Source organism: Lentzea sp. NPDC042327, assembly GCF_040647275.1.
GTDB lineage: Bacteria > Actinomycetota > Actinomycetes > Mycobacteriales > Pseudonocardiaceae > Lentzea.
In genome coordinates this window covers 445,146-463,048 of record NZ_JBEZBX010000001.1, presented here as the reverse complement: position 1 = coordinate 463,048, position 17,903 = coordinate 445,146, and the positions used below count along the sequence as shown (strand labels likewise).

The 17,903-nt window shown below is 71.9% G+C and carries 18 protein-coding genes; 10 read left to right on the top strand and 8 right to left on the bottom strand.

Translation table 11 applies throughout. From position 1 onward, the window contains the following. The first annotated feature begins 105 nt into the window (after positions 1 to 105). The 4 genes from AB0A63_RS01775 to AB0A63_RS01760 all read left to right on the top strand — a co-directional run bounded on the left by AB0A63_RS01775 (position 106) and on the right by AB0A63_RS01760 (position 3,490). Positions 106 to 1,311, top strand: coding sequence for a GAF domain-containing SpoIIE family protein phosphatase (locus AB0A63_RS01775; RefSeq protein ID WP_360384192.1), 1,206 nt, complete (start codon positions 106 to 108; stop codon positions 1,309 to 1,311). A 39-nt stretch (positions 1,312 to 1,350) separates the two neighbouring features. Next, positions 1,351 to 1,557 carry a hypothetical protein gene (locus AB0A63_RS01770; protein ID WP_360384190.1) on the top strand — a complete coding sequence of 69 codons (207 nt, stop codon included), beginning with the start codon at positions 1,351 to 1,353 and terminating at the stop codon, positions 1,555 to 1,557. A gap of 3 nt (positions 1,558 to 1,560) precedes the next feature. After that, positions 1,561 to 2,355: an MBL fold metallo-hydrolase gene (locus tag AB0A63_RS01765; RefSeq protein ID WP_360384188.1), complete on the top strand. Its 795-nt coding sequence runs from the start codon at positions 1,561 to 1,563 to the stop codon at positions 2,353 to 2,355. A 112-nt stretch (positions 2,356 to 2,467) separates the two neighbouring features. Continuing rightward, entirely contained in the window at positions 2,468 to 3,490 is a 1,023-nt protein-coding gene (locus AB0A63_RS01760) for an LLM class flavin-dependent oxidoreductase (RefSeq protein WP_360384186.1), read from the top strand. Between the two features lie 44 nt (positions 3,491 to 3,534). Here the strand turns inward: AB0A63_RS01760 and AB0A63_RS01755 are convergent, their stop codons facing one another. Continuing rightward, a complete protein-coding gene (locus AB0A63_RS01755) occupies positions 3,535 to 3,810 on the bottom strand; it encodes a hypothetical protein (protein ID WP_360384184.1) in 276 nt (91 codons plus the stop codon). A 251-nt stretch (positions 3,811 to 4,061) separates the two neighbouring features. Here AB0A63_RS01755 and AB0A63_RS01750 point away from each other — a divergent pair, with 251 nt between their 5' ends. Beyond that, positions 4,062 to 4,652 carry a GNAT family N-acetyltransferase gene (locus AB0A63_RS01750; protein ID WP_360384182.1) on the top strand — a complete coding sequence of 197 codons (591 nt, stop codon included), beginning with the start codon at positions 4,062 to 4,064 and terminating at the stop codon, positions 4,650 to 4,652. On the opposite strand, the gene AB0A63_RS01745 is transcribed toward AB0A63_RS01750, so the two are convergent. Beyond that, positions 4,649 to 5,629, bottom strand: coding sequence for an EamA family transporter (locus tag AB0A63_RS01745; protein WP_360384180.1), 981 nt, complete (start codon positions 5,627 to 5,629; stop codon positions 4,649 to 4,651). The two genes, AB0A63_RS01750 and AB0A63_RS01745, sit on opposite strands and share 4 nt — an antisense overlap. Before the next feature lie 54 nt (positions 5,630 to 5,683). Here AB0A63_RS01745 and AB0A63_RS01740 point away from each other — a divergent pair, with 54 nt between their 5' ends. Further along, complete coding sequence (locus AB0A63_RS01740) at positions 5,684 to 6,244, top strand: CGNR zinc finger domain-containing protein (RefSeq protein WP_360384178.1); 561 nt, start codon at positions 5,684 to 5,686, stop codon at positions 6,242 to 6,244. 3 nt (positions 6,245 to 6,247) lie between these two features. On the opposite strand, the gene AB0A63_RS01735 is transcribed toward AB0A63_RS01740, so the two are convergent. The 3 genes from AB0A63_RS01735 to AB0A63_RS01725 form a co-directional block, all read right to left on the bottom strand. After that, positions 6,248 to 7,348, bottom strand: coding sequence for an amidohydrolase family protein (locus AB0A63_RS01735; protein ID WP_360384176.1), 1,101 nt, complete (start codon positions 7,346 to 7,348; stop codon positions 6,248 to 6,250). Position 7,349: 1 nt separating this feature from the next. Beyond that, positions 7,350 to 7,838 (bottom strand): MarR family transcriptional regulator, encoded by a 489-nt coding sequence (locus AB0A63_RS01730; protein ID WP_360384174.1) that lies wholly within the window; start codon positions 7,836 to 7,838, stop codon positions 7,350 to 7,352. A gap of 65 nt (positions 7,839 to 7,903) precedes the next feature. Beyond that, positions 7,904 to 8,692, bottom strand: a complete 789-nt coding sequence (locus AB0A63_RS01725) for an SDR family NAD(P)-dependent oxidoreductase (protein WP_360384172.1) — start codon at positions 8,690 to 8,692, stop codon at positions 7,904 to 7,906. 110 nt (positions 8,693 to 8,802) lie between these two features. Between AB0A63_RS01725 and AB0A63_RS01720 the strand changes: the two genes are divergently transcribed. Beyond that, positions 8,803 to 9,390, top strand: coding sequence for a TetR/AcrR family transcriptional regulator (locus AB0A63_RS01720; protein ID WP_360384170.1), 588 nt, complete (start codon positions 8,803 to 8,805; stop codon positions 9,388 to 9,390). A gap of 297 nt (positions 9,391 to 9,687) precedes the next feature. Continuing rightward, the gene (locus AB0A63_RS01715; protein ID WP_360384168.1) at positions 9,688 to 10,800 is read left to right on the top strand and encodes a glutamate--cysteine ligase; all 1,113 of its coding nucleotides are present in this window, start codon (positions 9,688 to 9,690) and stop codon (positions 10,798 to 10,800) included. A 35-nt stretch (positions 10,801 to 10,835) separates the two neighbouring features. Here the strand turns inward: AB0A63_RS01715 and AB0A63_RS01710 are convergent, their stop codons facing one another. Then, a complete protein-coding gene (locus AB0A63_RS01710) occupies positions 10,836 to 11,273 on the bottom strand; it encodes an Lrp/AsnC ligand binding domain-containing protein (protein WP_360384166.1) in 438 nt (145 codons plus the stop codon). A gap of 106 nt (positions 11,274 to 11,379) precedes the next feature. Between AB0A63_RS01710 and AB0A63_RS01705 the strand changes: the two genes are divergently transcribed. Then, positions 11,380 to 12,648 (top strand): ArgE/DapE family deacylase, encoded by a 1,269-nt coding sequence (locus tag AB0A63_RS01705; protein ID WP_360384164.1) that lies wholly within the window; start codon positions 11,380 to 11,382, stop codon positions 12,646 to 12,648. Between the two features lie 24 nt (positions 12,649 to 12,672). Here the strand turns inward: AB0A63_RS01705 and AB0A63_RS01700 are convergent, their stop codons facing one another. Beyond that, positions 12,673 to 13,422: a glycoside hydrolase gene (locus AB0A63_RS01700; protein ID WP_360384162.1), complete on the bottom strand. Its 750-nt coding sequence runs from the start codon at positions 13,420 to 13,422 to the stop codon at positions 12,673 to 12,675. A gap of 266 nt (positions 13,423 to 13,688) precedes the next feature. On the opposite strand from AB0A63_RS01700, the gene AB0A63_RS01695 reads away from it, so the two are divergent. Beyond that, positions 13,689 to 15,275: a molybdopterin-dependent oxidoreductase gene (locus tag AB0A63_RS01695; RefSeq protein ID WP_360384160.1), complete on the top strand. Its 1,587-nt coding sequence runs from the start codon at positions 13,689 to 13,691 to the stop codon at positions 15,273 to 15,275. 99 nt (positions 15,276 to 15,374) lie between these two features. Here the strand turns inward: AB0A63_RS01695 and AB0A63_RS01690 are convergent, their stop codons facing one another. Continuing rightward, on the bottom strand, positions 15,375 to 17,693 hold the full coding sequence (locus tag AB0A63_RS01690) for a hypothetical protein (RefSeq protein WP_360384158.1): 2,319 nt from the start codon (positions 17,691 to 17,693) through the stop codon (positions 15,375 to 15,377). Positions 17,694 to 17,903 lie beyond the last annotated feature (210 nt).

The window sequence follows — 17,903 nt, the reverse complement described above, 5'->3', positions numbered from 1 at the left end:
GGTAGTTGATTTTGAACCGGTTTGCGATGATCAGACCGGGTCGGCTCGCCGCACGACTCCGCCAGACGTGGGAAACTGTCCGTCGCACTGCGAGACGGAGGTGGGATGGCGGAGGACAGGACGTCGTTGCGGATGCGCGTCCTCGACGCCATCACCGACGGAGCGCTCAAGGAGCTCGACCTCGACAAGGTCCTGCACGTCCTGCTGGACCGCACCCGCGAGCTGCTCTCGGCCGACACCACCACCGTGCTGCTCGTGGACCGCAGCGGCACCCAGCTGGTGGCGCGGGCTAGCTCCGGTCTGGACGAGGAGGTCTTCCAGGGCGCGCGCGTTGCGGTCGGCAGGGGTTTCGCCGGTCGCGTCGCCCAGTCCCGGCTGCCGCTGCAGATCGAGCACGTCGACCCGTCCACTGTGGTCAACCCGCTGCTGTGGGAGCACGGCCTGCAGGTCATGCTCGGCGTCGCGATGATCGCCGAGGGCGAGCTGACCGGCGTCGTGCACGTCGGCCGCACCACCGCCGACACCTTCTCGGAGGAGGAGGTCGACGCCCTGCAGCTGATCGCCGACCGCCTCGCCGTGGCCGTCTACGTGAACCGCTTCCGGTCCGAACGCGCCGCCGCGACACTGCTGCAGGAAAGCCTTCTCCCGGCTCGGCTGCCGAGCACCGAGGGCTGGGAGCTGGCCGCACGGTACGTCCCGGGCGCGGAGAGCGGCGTCGGCGGCGACTGGTACGACGTGTTCGACCTGCCCGGCGGGCGGATGGGCGTGGTGATCGGCGACGTCGTCGGCAACGGCCTGAAGGCGGCCGTCGTGATGGGACGGTTGCGCAGCGCGTTGCGCGCCTACGCGCTGGAGTACGCCGATCCCGCGGTCGTGCTGGCCAAGCTCGACCGGAAGGCGAGCCACTTCGAGCACGAGACCATGGCCACCGTCGCCTACGCCGTCATCGACACGGCGACGCACCACATGAGCCTCGCCGTGGCCGGCCACCTGCCCCCGGTGATCGCGCAGCCGGGTGCGGAGGCCCGCTTCGCCGACGTCCCGGTGGGACCGCCGGTCGGCTTCGACCTGGGCAGCTCCGGCCGCCGCGCCACCGAGGTGGAGCTGGCGCCGGGGTCGCTGGTCGTGCTCTACACCGACGGGCTCGTCGAGCGGCGCGACCAGGACCTCGACGACGGTCTGGAGCGGCTGCGCGGCGTCGTGACACCGCTGGAGCCGGAAGAGCTGTGCATCCAGGTGATGGCGACGATGGTCGGTGACCAGCCGGCGACCGACGACATCGCGCTGGTGGCGATCCGGCACAGCCCCTGACGCACGTTCATCCGCGCCGGGACCGGGTAGCCGAGCGGTATGACCACTGAACGGCGTGACAACGCGGAGCAGGACTACGACAACGCCAGCCGGACCTCGTTGCAGGAGGCGGGGACGGACGTGGTGGACGAGGCGGAGACCGTGCCGGGCCGCAGCGGCTCCGGGTCGGCGCACCCGGAGCCGAACCCGACCGGGAACGTCGGTCTCTCCGACTACTCGGTGAGCGACGACCCGGACCGGGGCTGACCGGTGACCGGCTCGCTGCACTTCATCGGCAACGCCACGACGGTGCTGCGGCTGGGGCCGTTCACGCTGCTGACCGACCCCAACTTCCTCCACAAGGGACAGTGGACGCACATCGGGCAGGGCGTGGTGTCGCGCCGGCTCACCGACCCGGCCGTCGAGATCGCCGACCTGCCCGAGCTGGACGCCGTGGTGCTGTCGCACCTGCACGGCGACCACTTCGACCGGGTGGCGAGCCGGGAGCTGGCCCGCGACCTGCCGGTGCTCACCACACCACACGCGGCGAAACGCCTGGCACGGCGAGGTTTCCGCGAGGCGCAGCCGTTGCGCACGTGGGAGACGACGACGCTGACCCGCGGCACGGCGCGGCTGACCATCACCTCGTTGCCCGGCCGGCACGCGCTGGGAGCGGTGGGCCACCTGCTGCCTCCGGTCATGGGAACCATGCTGGAGTACCAGGAGGCCGGCGGGCGGCCGTTCCGCGTGTACCTCAGCGGCGACACGCTCGTGCACTCCTCACTGCGGCAGATCCGCGACCGCTTCGCCGACATCGACCTGGCGGTCGTGCACCTGGGCGGCACCAAGGTCCTCGGCGTGCTGCTCACCATGGACGGCGAGCAGGGCGCCGACCTGGTGGAGCTGCTCTCGCCGCGCACCACCGTCCCCGTGCACTACGAGGAGTACGGGGTGATGAAGTCGCCGCTGTCCGACTTCACCGCGGAGATCGCCCGGCGCGGCACCGGCCTGGACGTGCGGGTGGTGCCCCGCGGCGACACGGTCCCGCTGCCGGTGCGGCGGTGAGATCGGGCACCACCGCGCCGCACGGGGAATGCCCGCGCGCCGGTGCACGTTCCCGTGGCACAGGCGGAAGCCCGCCGTGCACCGGCTACCGGACGGAAGTGTTGGGCAGGACATGAAGAAGATCGGTTTTCTGTCGTTCGGGCACTGGTCGGACAGCCCGCACTCGCAGACGAGGTCCGCGGCGGACACGCTGCTGCAGTCGATCGACCTCGCGGTGGCGGCCGAGGAGCTGGGTGCCGACGGCGCCTACTTCCGCGTGCACCACTTCGCGCAGCAGCTCGCGTCGCCGTTCCCGCTGCTCGCGGCGATCGGCGCCAAGACCGAGCGCATCGAGATCGGCACCGGCGTGATCGACATGCGCTACGAGAACCCCATGTACATGGTGGAGGACGCGGGCGCCGCCGACCTGATCTCCGGCGGCAGGCTGCAGCTCGGCATCTCCCGCGGATCGCCCGAGCAGGTCGTGGACGGCTGGCGGTACTTCGGCTACCAGCCCGCCGAGGGCGAGACCGAGGCCGACATGGCCCGCAAGCACGCCGAGGTGTTCCTCAAGGTGCTGGAGGGCGAGGGCTTCGCACGCCCCAACCCGCGCCCGATGTTCCCGAACCCGCCCGGCCTGCTGCGCCTGGAACCGCACTCGCCGGGCCTGCGCGACCGCATCTGGTGGGGCGCCGGCTCGAACGGCACCGCGGTGTGGGCGGCCGAGCAGGGCATGAACCTGATGAGCTCGACCCTGAAGTTCGACGAGGGCGGCGCACCGTTCCACGTGCAGCAGGCCGACCAGATCCGCGCGTTCCGCAAGGCGTGGACCGAGGCCGGCTGGGACCGCGAACCCCGCGTCTCGGTGTCGCGCAGCATCTTCGCGCTCACCACCGACCTCGACCACATGTACTTCGGTGACGACGGCGAGAGCCGCGACCAGATCGGCTTCATCGACGGCCCGAACAAGGCCATCTTCGGCCGCTCGTACGCCGCCGAGCCGGACGTGCTCGCGAAGCAGCTGGCCGAGGACGAGGCCATCGCCGAGGCCGACACGCTGCTGCTGACCGTGCCGAACCAGCTGGGCGTGGACTACAGCGCGCACGTGGTGGAGAACATCCTGCTGCACGTGGCGCCGGAGCTCGGCTGGCGGTGATCCCGGCGGTCCGGTGGCGTGTTCCGCGCCACCGGACCGGCGCGTCACGTGCAGTACCAGGAATACGGGTTGTTGTAGCTCGTGTAGCCCGCCGTGCTGTTCGACCCGTAAGTGCGGCGGCACGCCGCGTTCATGTCGACGGATTGACGGCCGCCCGGGTCCTGGCCGTACTGGCAGGCCCAGCCGAAGACGTGGAAATGGACGAGTTCCGCGTGCCACGGGTTCTGGAAGGTGGCCACGCACCACCCGTTGATGTCGACGCCACCGCCCGCTGCGGCTGGTGCGGCGGTTCCGGCGAGGGTTCCCCCGACCAGCAGCACCGCTGCGACTATTCGTTGAATTCTTCTCACGGTTCTCCCGACTCGGTTTCGCTGAGCTGTCGTCCCATCGGTACCGGGTGTCGATCAGCGAGGTCAACCGGACCGTCGGAAATTGCCGCAATCTGCCGGTTCCGGTGCTGATTTCGTCAATTCACTGGCCGATTCCTGTCCAATTCGCGGAAGTGGGCGGTCGTGAATCCGCCGGGCCGGATCGGGCTGCTGCGCCGGTGCGTCGGTGCGAGGATGGCCGCGTGCCTTCCCTGGTCGGTCCCGCCCGGTCCGCGGGCTCCCTGCGCGCCCTCGCTCAACCGCACCTCGACCTCGACGACGGCCTGGTGCTGCGCCCGTGGCTGGCCGCTGACGCCGACGTCGTGAAAAGGGCGTTCGACTGCCCGGACGTCCAGCGGTGGCACGTGCGGCGGATGGACGGGCTCGCCGAGGCCCGCGCGTGGGTCGGGGAGTGGGCGCGGCGGTGGGAGGCCGAGACCGACGGCAGCTGGGCGGTGGCCGGCCGGGCCGACGACCGACCGGTCGGGCAGGTCGGCTTGCGCATGATCTCGCTGGGTGTCGCGTCGGCGCACCTGTCGTACTGGGTGGTGCCCGAAGCGCGCGGTGCCGGGGTCGCGGTGCGCGCGACGCGGGCGGTGGCGCGGTGGTCGTTCGACGTGCTCGGCCTGCACCGGCTGGTGCTGCAGCACTCGACGGCCAACTCCGCGTCGTGCCGGGTGGCCGCGAAGCTGGGGTTCGCCGTCGAGGGAACGGAACGCGGAGCCGCCCGGCACGCGGACGGCTGGCACGACATGCACGTGCACGGCCGTCTGCGCACCGATCCGCCGTTCTAGGGGGTCGCGGCACCGACCGCGGGCACCGCGACCGGCTCCACCCGCTCCCGTTCCGCGCGGACCGCAGCGATCCCGGCGAGGATCAGCGCGCCACCGGCGAGCTGCAGCGGGGACAGGCCCTGGCCGAGCAGCAGCCAGGCGAACACCGACGCCGACACGACCTCCAGCAGCGCGATGAACGACGCCAGCCGCGAGCCGAGGATGCCGGACGCCGTGATGCCGCTCGCGTAGGCCAGTGCGGTGCCGACGACCGCGACGACGAGCAGCGGCGCCCACCACGGCGTGCTCGTGCCGAACAGCGGCAGGTCGCCGAACGTCGCCGTGAACGGCAGCAGACCGGTGGCGCCGACCAGTGCCAGCACCGGCACGGCGAGCAGCAGGCCCGCACCGGCCAGTGCGACCGGCGGCAGCCCCTCGTTGGGGCGTGCGGCGATCACGAAGTACACCGAGCAGCCGATGGCCGCGCCGAAAGCAGCGGCGACGCCGACCGGGTCCACCGCCTGGAGCGCGCCGGGCCCGATCACGAGCACCAGGCCGCCGACGGCGAGCACCGAGCCGACGAGGACGACGGGTGCGGGTGTGCGGCGGCTGACCGCCCAGGTGAACCCGACGAGGATGATCGGCGCGAGGAACTCGATCAGCAGCGCCGTCGCCACCGGGATGCGCTGGATCGCCGCGAAGTACAGCACCTGCGTGACCGCCACGCCGACCACGCCCATGCCCACCACGGACCACCGGGCGCGCACCAGCGACGACCACCGGCCGCGCAGCGAGAGCAGCACGAACGGCAGCAGCACCAGCCCGGCGGTGAGCGCGCGGGCCGTGACCGCCGCGGTCGGCGACCAGCCGTTGTCCAGCAGCGGCTTGACGAACGCCCCGGAGGTGCCGAAGGAGAGGAACGAGACCGCTGCCGCGATCAGACCCGTGGACTTCGACGGGACTCCCATGCGCGCCTCCCGGCTTCCGAGCGTTGTCATGGCCTAACCTGGCCGATGCCCCTGACGCTAAGCCGCTTCGGGTAAGGAGTCAATTTGCGTTTTGCCCCTGACACGGAGGTGTCGCTCGCCTTCGTCGTGGACCTGTGCAACACCGACCCGTCGGCGTCCCGCAGCGGTGCCGACGAACTGGCCACGGTCGAGCAGCTCTCGGAACTGGTGACCCGCGTCGGGTTCACCGGCCGCATCGACCGCGACGAGGCCGAGCTGCGGGAGGTGCAGGAGGCGCGGGCGCAGCTGCGGCACGCGTGGACGCTCAGCCGTGACGACGCCGTCGAGGTCGTCAACAAGATGCTGCGCGACGCCAAGGCGCTGCCTCACCTCGTGCGGCACGACACGCAGGACTGGCACATGCACGCCACCGAACCCGGCTCGCCGCTCGCGGAACGGATCCGCGTGGAGGCCGCGCTCGCCCTCATCGACGTGATCCGGATGGACGAGGTGGACCGGCTGCGGATCTGCGCGGCCGACGACTGCGCCGGTCTGCTGCTCGACCTGTCGCGCAACGGGCTCAAGCGGTTCTGCAGCGTGCGGTGCGGCAACCGGATGAACATGATCGCCTTCCGGGAGCGCCGCGCGCAGGAGGGGCGGGAGTAGGGGTCAGCGCGGTACGGCGACCCCGCGCTTCCACACCCCGGCGATCTCGCGGGTGGCGCTGATGTCCCGCGTGGGATCGCGGGCGACCAGCAGGAGGTCCGCGCGTTTGCCCGCGGCGATGACCCCGCGGTCGTGCAGGCCGAACGTGGTCGCGGCCCGGGAGGTCGCGGCCGCGAGCGCGTCGGCCGGGGTGAGCCCGGCGGACACCAGCAGGGCGAGCTCCTCGTGGACCGCGCTGCCGTGGGCGACCCTGGCGGGCGAGCTCGGGTCGGCGTTCGCGTCCGTGCCGAGGACGATCGGCACCCCGGCGGTGTGCAGGGCGGTGGTCGAGGCGACGGTCTGGCCGAAGTGCAGCGACTTCGGCTTGAACGGCACGCAGAGGTTCTCCAGAGCCGTTCGCATCATGACCATCGTGGGGGACACGGCCGTTCCCGCGGCGGCGATCCGGCCGGCCAGGTCGGCGGGGAGCGCGGCGCTGACGGGGGCGTGCGTGATGACGTCGGCCCCGGCGGCGAGCGCGGTGGCGTAGGCCTGCGGTGAGGCGGCGTGGACGACCACCTTCTTCCCGGCGCGGTGGGCCTCCGCGACGAGGGCGGTGACGGTGTCCTGGCTGAGCGGCCTTGGCTGGAACGGCAGCAGCCGCTCCTCCAGCACGACCTTCAGGTAGTCCGGGTCCTGCCGCAGGCGTTCAGCCACCCAGCGGGCGGCGTCGAAGGGACCCCGCACCGCGGTGGAGGCCGGGAAACCCATCTTGCGCACGGCGGTGCCGCGCACGGCACACGCGGGGTGGGAGACGCCGCGGACGTCGGCTCGGGTGTCGGACTCGGTGTCGCGCAACGACCTCAGGTCGTCCCACCGCTTCGACCCCATGTCGAGCGCGGTGGTGACGCCCCAGTGCAGCGCGGTGGTGAGCTCGTCGGCGTGTCCGATGTGGACGTGCGTGTCGATCAGGCCGGGCAGCAGGTAACCGCCCCGTCCGTCGACGAGCTCGCCACCACCGGTGCTTCCGGTGATCACGCCGTTGTCGACGGTCACCGAACCGAGCGGGCCGAAGGTGTGCGCCGCGGTGAACGGGTGGATGTTGGTGATCGTGAACCGGGACATGTCACGCCTCCGTCGCCGCGAGCAGGGCCGTGAGCGCGGCCACGGCGGCCCGCACGTCCGCGGGGTCCGCCTTGCCGACCAGCTCGTGCTGGGCGGCGACGACCGCGCGGACGACCTCCTCGGCCAGTTCGGTGCCCTGCCGGGTCAACGCGATGCGCTTGCTGCGGCCGTCCGTCGCGTCCGAGGCCGGAACGGTGAGCCCGCGCCGTTCCAGCGACCGCAGCACGTTGCTCAGCCCGCCGGTCGTGAGCAGCAGCCGTGCCGACAGCTCCGACGGCTTCAGCGTCGGGCGGTCCGCCGTCAGGAGCGTGCCGAGCACGTCGTACTCGGCACGGCTCAGGTCGAACCGGCTCAGCACGGCGACCGTGACGCGGTCCGTGAGCGCGTGCAGCCGTGCTACCCGCTTGGTGAGCTCGATCGTCTGCGCCGGCAGCTCCGGGGCGTGGCGCTGCCACCACGCCACCACCCCGCCCACCAGGTCCGTCTCCACATGTCCTCCTCGACCAGTTGCCTTTCAATATAGCTTTCTAGAAAGGCAACTGGCCGGGGCGGGTGTCAGGCGGTCTTCAGCTGCCCGCCGTGGACGGCCCAGTTCGACCCGACGGCGCTCGGCATCGTCGGGGACGACAGCAGCACGACCGCGCGGGCGATCTCACTCGGGTCGATCAGGTCGCCGGTGACCATGCCCAGCTGCTCGGGCAGGCCCTGGAAGAACGCGTCGCGCTCGACGCCGAGGTGCTCGGCGATCCCGGCCGCGTACCCGTCGTCGCCGACCAGCAGGTCGGTGCGGGTGGCGCCGGGCGTCACGGCGTTGATCCGCACGCCCATCCGGCCCGTTGCCTCGGCCAGACCGCGGGTGAACGCGTTGAGCGCCGCCTTGGCCGCGGCGTAGGGCAGCGGCGCGGTGTGCGGGTCGCGGGCGCTGCTGGAGCTGATGTTCACGACCGCGCCGCGCGACTTCGCGAGTGCGGGCAGTGCGGCCCGCGTCGCGCGCACGGCCGCGTTGAGGTTCAACGCGAACACAGTCGCCCAGGCGTCGTCGTCGCCGCTGAACGGGTCCTCGAACATGCCCTCCGCCCGATCGCCGCCGCCGGCGTTGTTGACCAGCACGTCGAGCCGCGGGTCGCGGGCGAGCACGGCCTCGACGAGCCGGGCGGGACCGTCCGGGGTGGACAGGTCGGCGGGGACGAACACGGCACCGGTGGCGGCGAGGTCCGGGGTCTCGCGCCGGGCCGTTGCCACGACGGACGCCCCCTCGGCGATGAAGGCGCGCACGACGGCGAGCCCGATGCCCTTGCTCGCGCCGGTGACGAGCACGCGCTTGCCTTCGAGCTGCAGGTCCATGACGTGGGTCCTCTCTGTGGTGATCCCTTTCAAGTGATACACACCTGTCGCACTTAGCGCAACAACTGCGACAGTGTCGTATCGTTTGCGGTGACGAGAGGGGCAGGCACATGAGCACGTCCACGGGGGCGCGACGACTGCGGGCCGACGCGGAGAACAACACCGCGCGGATCCTCGCGGCGGCCGCGGAGGTCCTGGCCGCCGATCCGGCGGCGTCGCTGGAACGCATCGGCGAGGCCGCGGGGCTCACGCGCGCCACCGTCCACCGCCGGTTCGCCTCCCGCCAGGCGTTGCTCGACGCGTTGACCGACCAGCTCAACCAGCGCTACCTCAGCGCGCTCGACCAGTCCAGGATGGACACCGCCGCGCCGCTCGTGGTGTTCCTGCGGCTCACCGAGATCCTCTTCGAGCTCAAGGTGAGCCACCGGTTCGCGATGGAGCTGATGGGCCAGTCGGACGGCTGCCGGGACGGCCTGAGCCCGGAGGTCGCGGCCGGGCTCGAACAGGTCTTCGCCCGGCTGCGCGCGGCGGGCGACATCACCGCCACCGGCGCCGACTGGTGTCGGCAGGTGTTCCTGGCGCTGGTGCACGAGGTGAACCGGCTGCCCGACGACGCACCGGACCTCGTGGCGGCTGGTTCACGCCCGCAACTGCTCGTGCAAGCCGTAACCGGCGCGTTGGGCGGCACCCCTCGCTAGCCAGGTTCGCCCTCCGCCCGCCCGGCTGCCTCAGGACTGGTTCAGCGGACGGCGAACCGGTTGGTGGTGGTCAGCGGCGATTTGATCATGGGTTGGCGGTACTTGCAGATGCTGTCAGCAGCAGGGGAGGGGATGGCGGGCTGACTTGGCGTGACCGGTTGCACCGAACGGGGGTCATCCGGCGGTTTTCGCGATGGCCCGGGAGGGTATTCGGCCGCTGGTCGCTGCGGGTCTGCCGCGCGGCCGTTTCACGAGCGCGGGACGGGTGAGCCAGTGGAGAAGCCGCCATCGGAGCGGATGTGGAGTCCGACAGTCGGTGTGGAGGAGGAGTTCCTCCTCGTCGACCCGGAGACCGGTGTGCCGGTGAACCGGGCAGAAGAGGTCGTCGCGATCGCACGCGAGCAGCACGGCCTCGAGCTGGAGCACGAGCTGACCGGCGCGCAGGTCGAGATCAACACCTCTGTCTGCCGCGACGTGGAACAAGCGCGCGACGAGCTGCTGGAGACACGCCGCAAGGTCGCCGCCGCCGCACGGGCGGCCGGGTGCCGGGCCGTGTCCGTCGGCGCGCCGCCGCTGGGTGACGGCACGGGCGAGATCACCGACAGCGCGCGCTACCTCCGGATCGCCGAGCAGTTCGGGGTGCTGGCCGAGCAGCAGCTGATCTGCGGCTGCCACGTGCACGTCGCCGTGCCGGACAAGGAAACCGCCGTGCAGGTGTGCAACCACGTGCGGCCCTACCTGCCGGTGCTGGCCGCGCTCACCGCGAACTCACCGTTCTCCGGCGGCGAGGACACCGGGTTCGCGAGCTGGCGCACCACGGTGTGGTCGCGGTGGCCGGTCTCCGGCCCGCCGCCGTTCTTCCCCGCGTTGCAGGACTACGAGGACGCGTGCGAGGCGGTGATCGAGGCGGGCACGGCACTGGACCGCGCGATGGTCTACTGGGACGTCCGCCCCGCCACCGACCTGCCGACGGTCGAGGTGCGTGTCGCCGACGTCGCCGTGAGCGTGGACGACGCGGCACTGCTCGCGGCGCTCGTCCGCGCGCTGGTGGCCAGGGCCGTGGTGGACGTCGGCCGCGGGGTGACCGCCGAACCGGTGCCGCTGGAGACGTTGCAGCAGGCGTGCTGGCGCGCGGCCAAGGACGGTTACGACGGCAGCACGACGGACGTGCTGTCCGGCGAGCTGGTTCCGGTGCGCGACCAGCTCACCGCGCTGGTGCGGGACCTGACGCCGATCTTCGAGGCGAACGGTGACCTGCCCGTCGTGCAACGGGGTCTGCGGCTGCTGGAGGAGCAGGGTTGCGGTGCGGATCGGCAACGCCGGGTCTTCCGCGACGGTGACGTGCAGGAGCTGCTGGCTCTGGTCGACGTCGACGCCGCCGACCGCGATGCCGCGAAACCCGTTGGCTGATCGGGTCAGCACTGCCGGCCGGCCGCGGGACGGAGTCACAACCGCGGCCGGCTGAGCAGCCTGGAGAGCACGATCGTGCTCTCCGTCCGGTCCACCGGAGCGGTGGCGCGCACCCGCTGGATGGCCTGCTCCAGGTGCGGGATGTCCCGCGCCAGCAGGTAGAGGAGCGCGTCCGCCGCGCCGGAGACCGTGCAGGCCTCGACGACCTCGGGGATGCCGTCCAGCGCGCGCAGCAACTCGGCCGGGGTCGGGTTGCCGGTGCAGTACACCTCGACATACGCCTCGGTGTGCCAGGCCAGGGCCTGCGGGTCGACGAGCGCGGTGAAGCCGCGGATGGCACCGGAGTCCACCAGCCGGTCGAGGCGGCGCTTCGCGGCGGACGGGGACAGGCCCGCCTCCTTGCCGATCTGGGCGTAGGTGGCGCGGGCGTTGCGCACCACGCAGCGGATGATCGCCTCGTCGATGGTGTCCATGGCGCAATAATCCGGCAATACAGCCGGAAGATTGCAAATAATTGGGGCCAGTTCGGCGAAGATGACGATTGTTTGCGCGCCAAGATCGAACCTACTGTCACGGCTCGTGAACCTGAGCAACGTGGAAGCGGCCGCACTGGCCGCCGTGGACGAGACGGCGATCGGCCGGACGCTGGTGGAGCTGCTCGCGGTGCCGAGCATCACCGGCAGCGCGGCGGAGTCCGAGCTGCAGCACCTGCTGGCGCGCCGGCTGGAACACCTGGACCTCGACGTCGACCTGTGGTCGATGGACCTGGCGGAGCTGAGATCCGACCCGCTGTTCCCCGGCGGCGAGGCCCCGCGCGACGAGGCGTGGGGCCTCGCCGCCACCACCCGGCCGCGCGGGGACGGGCCGACCCTCGTGCTGCAGGGCCACGTCGACGTCGTCCCTTCCGGCGACCTGGCCCAGTGGGAGGGCGACCCGTTCCAGCCGCGCGTCGCGGGCGACGTGGTGCACGGGCGCGGTGCGTGCGACATGAAGGCCGGTCTCGTCGTGGTCCTCGCCGCGCTGGCGGCGATCCGGTCGTCGGGGGCGCAGCTGCGGGGAACGCTGGCGGCGCACTTCGTCGTCAGCGAGGAGGACGGCGGGCTCGGGGCGTTCGGCACGTTGCGGCGCGGCCACACCGGCGACGCCTGCGTCATCACCGAACCGACCGGCGGCGTGCTGATGACCGCGAACGCCGGTGCGCTCACGTTCCGCGTCGAGGTACCGGGCAAGGCCACGCACGGCAGCACCCGTTACGCCGGGATGAGCGCCATCGACGCCTACCTGCCGATCCACCACGCGCTGGCGCGGCTGGAGGCCCGGCGCAACGCGGACGCCGACCCGCTGATGGCCGAGTACCCGGTCCCGTACCCGTTGTCCGTCGGCACGGTGCGGGCGGGCGACTGGGCGAGCAGCGTGCCCGACCTGCTGGTGGCGGAGGGGCGGCTGGGCGTCCGCCTCGGCGAGAACCCGGCGCTGGCGCGCGCCGAGCTGGAGCAGTGCGTGGCGGAGGCCTGCGCCGCGGACCCGTGGCTGCGCTCCCACCCGGCCACCGTCACGTGGCCCGGCGGTCAGTTCGCCAGCGGCCGGTTGGCGGCGGGCCACCCGCTGGCCGCCCTGGTGGGCGCCGCGCACGCGGACGTGACCGGCAGCGCCCGCCCCGCGGAACGCGGTGCCCCGTACGGCAGCGACCTGCGGCTCTACGCCGCGGCGGGCATCCCGACGCTGCAGTACGGGCCGGGCGACGTGCGCCTCGCCCACGGCCCGCGCGAGCAGGTCGGCGTGGCCGAGGTCGTCACCGCCACCCGTGCGCTGGTGCTGGCCGCGCTGCGCGCGGTCGGCTGCGAGTAGCCGCCGCGCGCAGCGGTGGCCGGCTCAGCCGCTGACCGAGGCGGAGAAGTTGCCGACCGCGAGGCCGACACCGCCGTTCCACGGTTCGAACCCGGCCTGGATGCTGGTCAGGTACCAGGAGCTGGTGATCGCACCGCGGTTGCGCACGTCGTTGATGAAGTCCATGACGTTGAACGACCACGAGCTGATCGCCGACGGGGCGACGTACGAGATCACGTTGTTCGACCCGTTGCTGCCGCGCCACACCTGCCAGCTCCGGCCGCCGATGTTCGTCGTGCCGACGGCGCTGCCGATGGGCTGGATCGAGCCCTGGCGGTTGAACCAGATCATGATCTCCATCTGGTTCACGCCGTTGGTCTTCGGCGTGGGGTCGAGCCAGATGTCGTACGAGGCGTTGTACGTGCCGCCGGCAAACCGGTAGTCGATCGACGACGTGGCACTGCGGATGCGGCTGACCTGCATCGGCAGCGTCGAACCGGGGGAGCAGTTGGTGTAGTGGCACCCGAGGAACACCGACGGGTACGACACCGGCGCCCCGTTGGTCGGGCTGGAGCCTTGCTGGGAGGTGATCTGGAAACCGGACGACGTGACGTTGATGCACTGCTGCGCGGACGTGCCCCATCGGTTGTTCTGGACCACGTAACGGCCCTGGATGGTGGTCGACCCGTACTGGTCGCAGATCGTCACATCGGCCTGTGCCGGTCCCGCTGTCGCAACGACCGTGCTTGCGACCAGCAGGGCGGCAGCGGCGAAAGAACGAACGGCCCTTCGCATGAAGACTCCTCTCGCAGGTCTGGGAGCGCTCCCAGATTACCGGAGTGTCAACAGCCGGTCACACGATGTGCTGACACGGGCCCCGGACGCGAACCGCGGCGGGCCCGTCGTGCGGACGTCGGGTGCGCGGATCCGCCAGATGCGGTTCAGCCGGTTCGGGACGGCGCCGCGCCCGTGCGCCCCGCCTCGCCCACCGCGGGGCGGGGCGCACGGGGCCCATCGGGTGACAGACCAAGCCGCACGGCTGCCCGCTGCGAACCACCCGTGTGAAGGCAACCCGAACCGTCCTGATCGGACTGGTCTCCGTGGTGGCGGCGCTGGCCGCCGGACACCTCGTGGCCGCGCTCGTGAACCCGCTGGCCTCGCCGTTCCTCGCGGTCGGCAACACCGCCATCGACCTGACGCCGCACCCGGTCAAGGACTTCGCCATCCGCACGTTCGGCGAGAACGACAAGCTGGTGCTGCTGGCCGGCATGGCGGTCGTCCTGGCCGTCATCGGCGTGGTGGCGGGCCTGCTGTCGCGGCGCAGCCCGTGGCCCGGCGTGGGGATCGCCGTGCTGCTCGGCCTGCTGGGCCTCGCCGCCGTGGTGGCCCGGCCGACGACGACACCGCTGTCCGTGCTCGCGCCGGTGACCAGCCTCGTCGTCGGGGCGGTGGCGTTCCGCTGGCTGTACTTTCGTGCGGCCGGGGCGGGGGCGACGTCCGCTGCTGGGACGGGGGCACCGGACGCGACGCCTGCGAGCACCCCGGACCCGGCGCCCGCGCAGCCTGCGGCCACCCCGGACCGGCGCCGGTTCCTGCTCTCCACGGCCGGTGTGGCGGTGGGCGCGGGCATCGCCGCGTCCGCAGGGCAGTTCCTCATCGGGCGGGTCGACGTGGAGTCGTCGCGGCGCGCGATCCGGTTGCAGCCGGGGGTGAAGGCGCCGGAGATCCCGTTCAACGCCGACTTCGCCCGCGAGGGCACGCCGACGTTCATCACGCCCAACGACGAGTTCTACCGCGTGGACACCGCTCTCACCGTGCCGAAGCTGCGCGCGGAGGACTGGCGGCTGCGCCTGCACGGCATGGTGGACAACGAGATGGTCCTCACCTACGACGACCTGCTGCGCCGCCCGCTGGTCGAGAAGACGATCACTCTGGTGTGCGTCTCGAACGAGGTCGGCGGCCCGTACATCTCGACGTCGAACTTCATCGGTGTGTCACTGCCGGACCTGCTGCGCGAGGCGGGGGTCCGGCCCGGCGCTGACCAGCTGGCGACCCGCAGCGTGGACGGCTGGACCTGCGGCACGCCGGTCGCGTCGATCATGGCGCCGGGCAGCGGTGCGTTGCTGGCGATCGGGATGAACGGCGAACCGCTGCCGGTGGAGCGCGGGTTCCCCGTCCGGATGGTCGTGCCCGGTCTCTACGGGTACGTCTCCGCGACGAAGTGGCTGGTCGACGCCGAGCTCACGACGTTCGACGCGTTCGACCCGTACTGGGCGCAACGCGGGTGGGCCAAGAAGGCGCCGGTGAAGCCGATGTCGCGGGTGGACCGTCCCAAGCCGTTCGAACGGGTCCCGCCCGGCCGGTTCGTCGCGGCGGGGGTGGCCTGGGCCCAGCACACCGGCATCGACAAGGTCGAGGTCCGCGTCGACGGGGGACCGTGGCAGCAGGCGACCCTCGCCACCGAGGTCAACATCGACACGTGGCGGATGTGGCGGATCGAGCTCGACCTGCCGGAGGGCGGCCACACCGTCGAATGCCGGGCCACCGACCGCACCGGGTACACGCAGACCAACGACCGCGCCGCCCCGGTCCCCGACGGTGCCACCGGGTGGCACTCGATCGTCTTCTCGGCGGTGGCGCAGTCGTAGCCCGGTGAACGGGTGGTGCCGGAAACGCCTGCCGCACAGGCATTTCCGGCACCCGGACGTCAGCCGGGGAGGTGCTCGGCACCGCGATCCGCGGCCACCTCAGCTCAGCAGGCAGAGCAGCGAGCAGGCCTTCGCCGAGGACCAGTCGCTGTACAGCCGCGTGCCGTTCACCGGCGTGTACTTCGCCTTCGCCTTGTTGGTCAAGGGGAACAGCGACAGCAGCGCGTACGTCGAGCAGTGCACCTGCTTCGACTGGCCCGGCTGCAACGTGAACGGTCCGGTCTGGCAGGACGGTTCCACGTCGTCCACCACGTACGCGTCCGTGATCGGGATCGGGCCGTTGTTGGTCACGGTGATGCGCCAGTAGGCCGTCGCGTTCAACAGCCCGAGCACGCCCACGGGTGCCTCCTTCAGCCACGGTCCCGAACCGCCCGCCGTGCAGTGCGCCAGCGTGTGCGAACCGCAGATCTCCTTGTTCACCACCACGTTCGGCAGGCACGCCGGGCCGGGCGCGATCTGCCGGGTCACGGTGTTGGACGAGAACGAGCCGGTCGCGTCGGTGCCGCCGGCCGTGTTGGCGACCGACGTGACGGTGCACTCCGCGGCGATCGTGGTGCGGAAGCACACCTGCGGTGCGTCACCGGTGAACTCCACGACCAGCGCCGGCTGGTTGCCGCCACCGAAGTCCGCCGCGTTGTTCAGCACGAGCGAGGCCGTGACCGTGACCGACGTGGCCGTCACGCCGCTCAGGTCCACGGTGCCGTCCGGTGCGAAACCCGGTGTGGCGACCGGGTTGCCGTCCTGGTCGACGACCTTCGCGCTGGACGCCGCGAAGTTCACGTTCGCCGGGGTCACGCCCGCCAGGCGTGCCCTGGTGTACGCGACCGGGTGCGCTTTGCCGTCGCAGTAGAACTGCGCCGGGGTGAGCGACACGGAGGCGCCGCTGCGAACGCAGGGCGACGCCCCCGTGTCAGGATCCATCGAGAACAGCACACCCGCGTCGCCCAGCCCGATCAGGCAGCCGGTGGGGGTGTCGTAGGCGTACCCGTAGTCCCTCGTGTCACCGCCGTTGACCGTCGGGTGCGGGATGCGCGCCGGCATCCCGGCGCACGACGTGCCGGTGCTCCAGTCGTGGCAGACCGTCGCGCCGAGGTACGGGCCGCGCCAGATGCCGAGGTAGCTGCGCACCCGGTTGCCGGTGCGGATCACCTCCGGGTTGAACACGATCACGCCGTTCTCCAGCCCGGTCGGACCGGCCGGAGCGGCCAGCGGCGACCCGTCGACGGCGTAGCAGACCGTGGTGTTCACCCCGGTCGTGCTGGAACACGCGCCGACCTCCGCACCCGTTGAGCTGTAAGCGGTGTAGGCGTTGTAGGTGTAATTGCCGGAGGAACCGACCGGTTTCGCGGTCGCCCAGCCCGTGCACGCGGTGGTGGTGGCGGGGTCGAAGCAGCCGAGCACGGGAACGGTGCCGGCGGGCTGTGACGACGACGCGAACACCTTGCCCGCGGCGACGGTCAGCGCGCCCAGGTAGTAGCCGCCGCTGTTGCTCGGCGGCACGACCGGCGCGTAGGGCTGACCGGCGCACGCGCTCTGCGTGGCGACCGTCCAGCACACCACCTGACCGGACGTCGCGACGCCGTAGAGGTTCCCGCCGACCTGGACGAGCCCGGCCATCTCGAAGACCTGTGCGGACCGCGCCGCGAGCGGCCAGTACCCGCAGTTGCCGGGTGCCGCGAGGTCGAGGCAGCCGACGCCGATCGAGGTCGCGGTCGTGGCCGAGTAGTAGACCCGCGCCGGGTTCGCCTCGTCGCGGACGTACTGCGGTTCCAGCGGGCTGCCGATGTCACCGGTCGCACCCGTGCCGAACGGGCCGGGTGCCGTGTTGAGCGGCCGCGGCCACGGACCGCCGGGGCAGGGCGAGTTGGTGGTGAGGTCGGTGCACACGAGCTTCGGGTTGGCGGGCGCCAGGTGGTGGTAGACGTTCCACGACTGCAGCCGCCCGTCCGGCGTGCGGTGCAGGATCGGCGTGAAACCGTCGCCGCCGGTGGCGTTGGCGCTCGCCTGCACCGGTGGCGTGAGCAGGCTGGAGAGAGCGGTGCCACCGTTGCGCACGTTCGGGTTCGTGGCGGTGACCGGGTTGCCCTCGGTGCCGGTCCAGCCGGGGGGAACGCGCAGCGAACCGGGCACGAGGGCCTGGCCGGCTCCGATCGGGTCGGTGATGGTGGCGGCACCGTCCGCACCGCCGGCGTAGGACACGACCCAGGTCGCGGTGTCGCCGTGCGCCGCGGGGTCGGACACGCCCTGGACGGTCTTCGTGAGGGTGGAGGCGAGCGGCTGGGCGACCGCGGTGGTGGCGGTGAGCGCGCTTCCGGCGAGCACGGCCGCGAGCAGCGTTGCCGGCAATCGTCTTCGCACGGGCGGATCCCTTCTGCGGTGGGATGTTCCCCGGTCCGGGAACAGACCGCAGACGCTAGGGAGACCGGCGCGGCAGGGCACTCCCCGTCACCCGCGTGCGCGGGACGTCCGCCCCAACAGCTCAGCGGGTCGGGTGGAAAACATCTGACCGGGAATGCGATTCCACTCCGGCGGCGACTCGGGGATCACCTGATCGCCGCCGAAGTGCCC

Bases quoted from the DNA above. Each gene is read 5' to 3' on its own strand.
- AB0A63_RS01775 (WP_360384192.1), top strand. From the start codon at position 106: ATGGCGGAGGACAGGACGTCGTTGCGGATGCGCGTCCTCGACGCCATC.
- AB0A63_RS01770 (WP_360384190.1), top strand. From the start codon at position 1,351: ATGACCACTGAACGGCGTGACAACGCGGAGCAGGACTACGACAACGCC.
- AB0A63_RS01760 (WP_360384186.1), top strand. From the start codon at position 2,468: ATGAAGAAGATCGGTTTTCTGTCGTTCGGGCACTGGTCGGACAGCCCG.
- AB0A63_RS01745 (WP_360384180.1), bottom strand. From the start codon at position 5,629: ATGACAACGCTCGGAAGCCGGGAGGCGCGCATGGGAGTCCCGTCGAAG.
- AB0A63_RS01735 (WP_360384176.1), bottom strand. From the start codon at position 7,348: ATGTCCCGGTTCACGATCACCAACATCCACCCGTTCACCGCGGCGCAC.
- AB0A63_RS01725 (WP_360384172.1), bottom strand. From the start codon at position 8,692: ATGGACCTGCAGCTCGAAGGCAAGCGCGTGCTCGTCACCGGCGCGAGC.
- AB0A63_RS01720 (WP_360384170.1), top strand. From the start codon at position 8,803: ATGAGCACGTCCACGGGGGCGCGACGACTGCGGGCCGACGCGGAGAAC.
- AB0A63_RS01715 (WP_360384168.1), top strand. From the start codon at position 9,688: ATGTGGAGTCCGACAGTCGGTGTGGAGGAGGAGTTCCTCCTCGTCGAC.
- AB0A63_RS01710 (WP_360384166.1), bottom strand. From the start codon at position 11,273: ATGGACACCATCGACGAGGCGATCATCCGCTGCGTGGTGCGCAACGCC.
- AB0A63_RS01700 (WP_360384162.1), bottom strand. From the start codon at position 13,422: ATGCGAAGGGCCGTTCGTTCTTTCGCCGCTGCCGCCCTGCTGGTCGCA.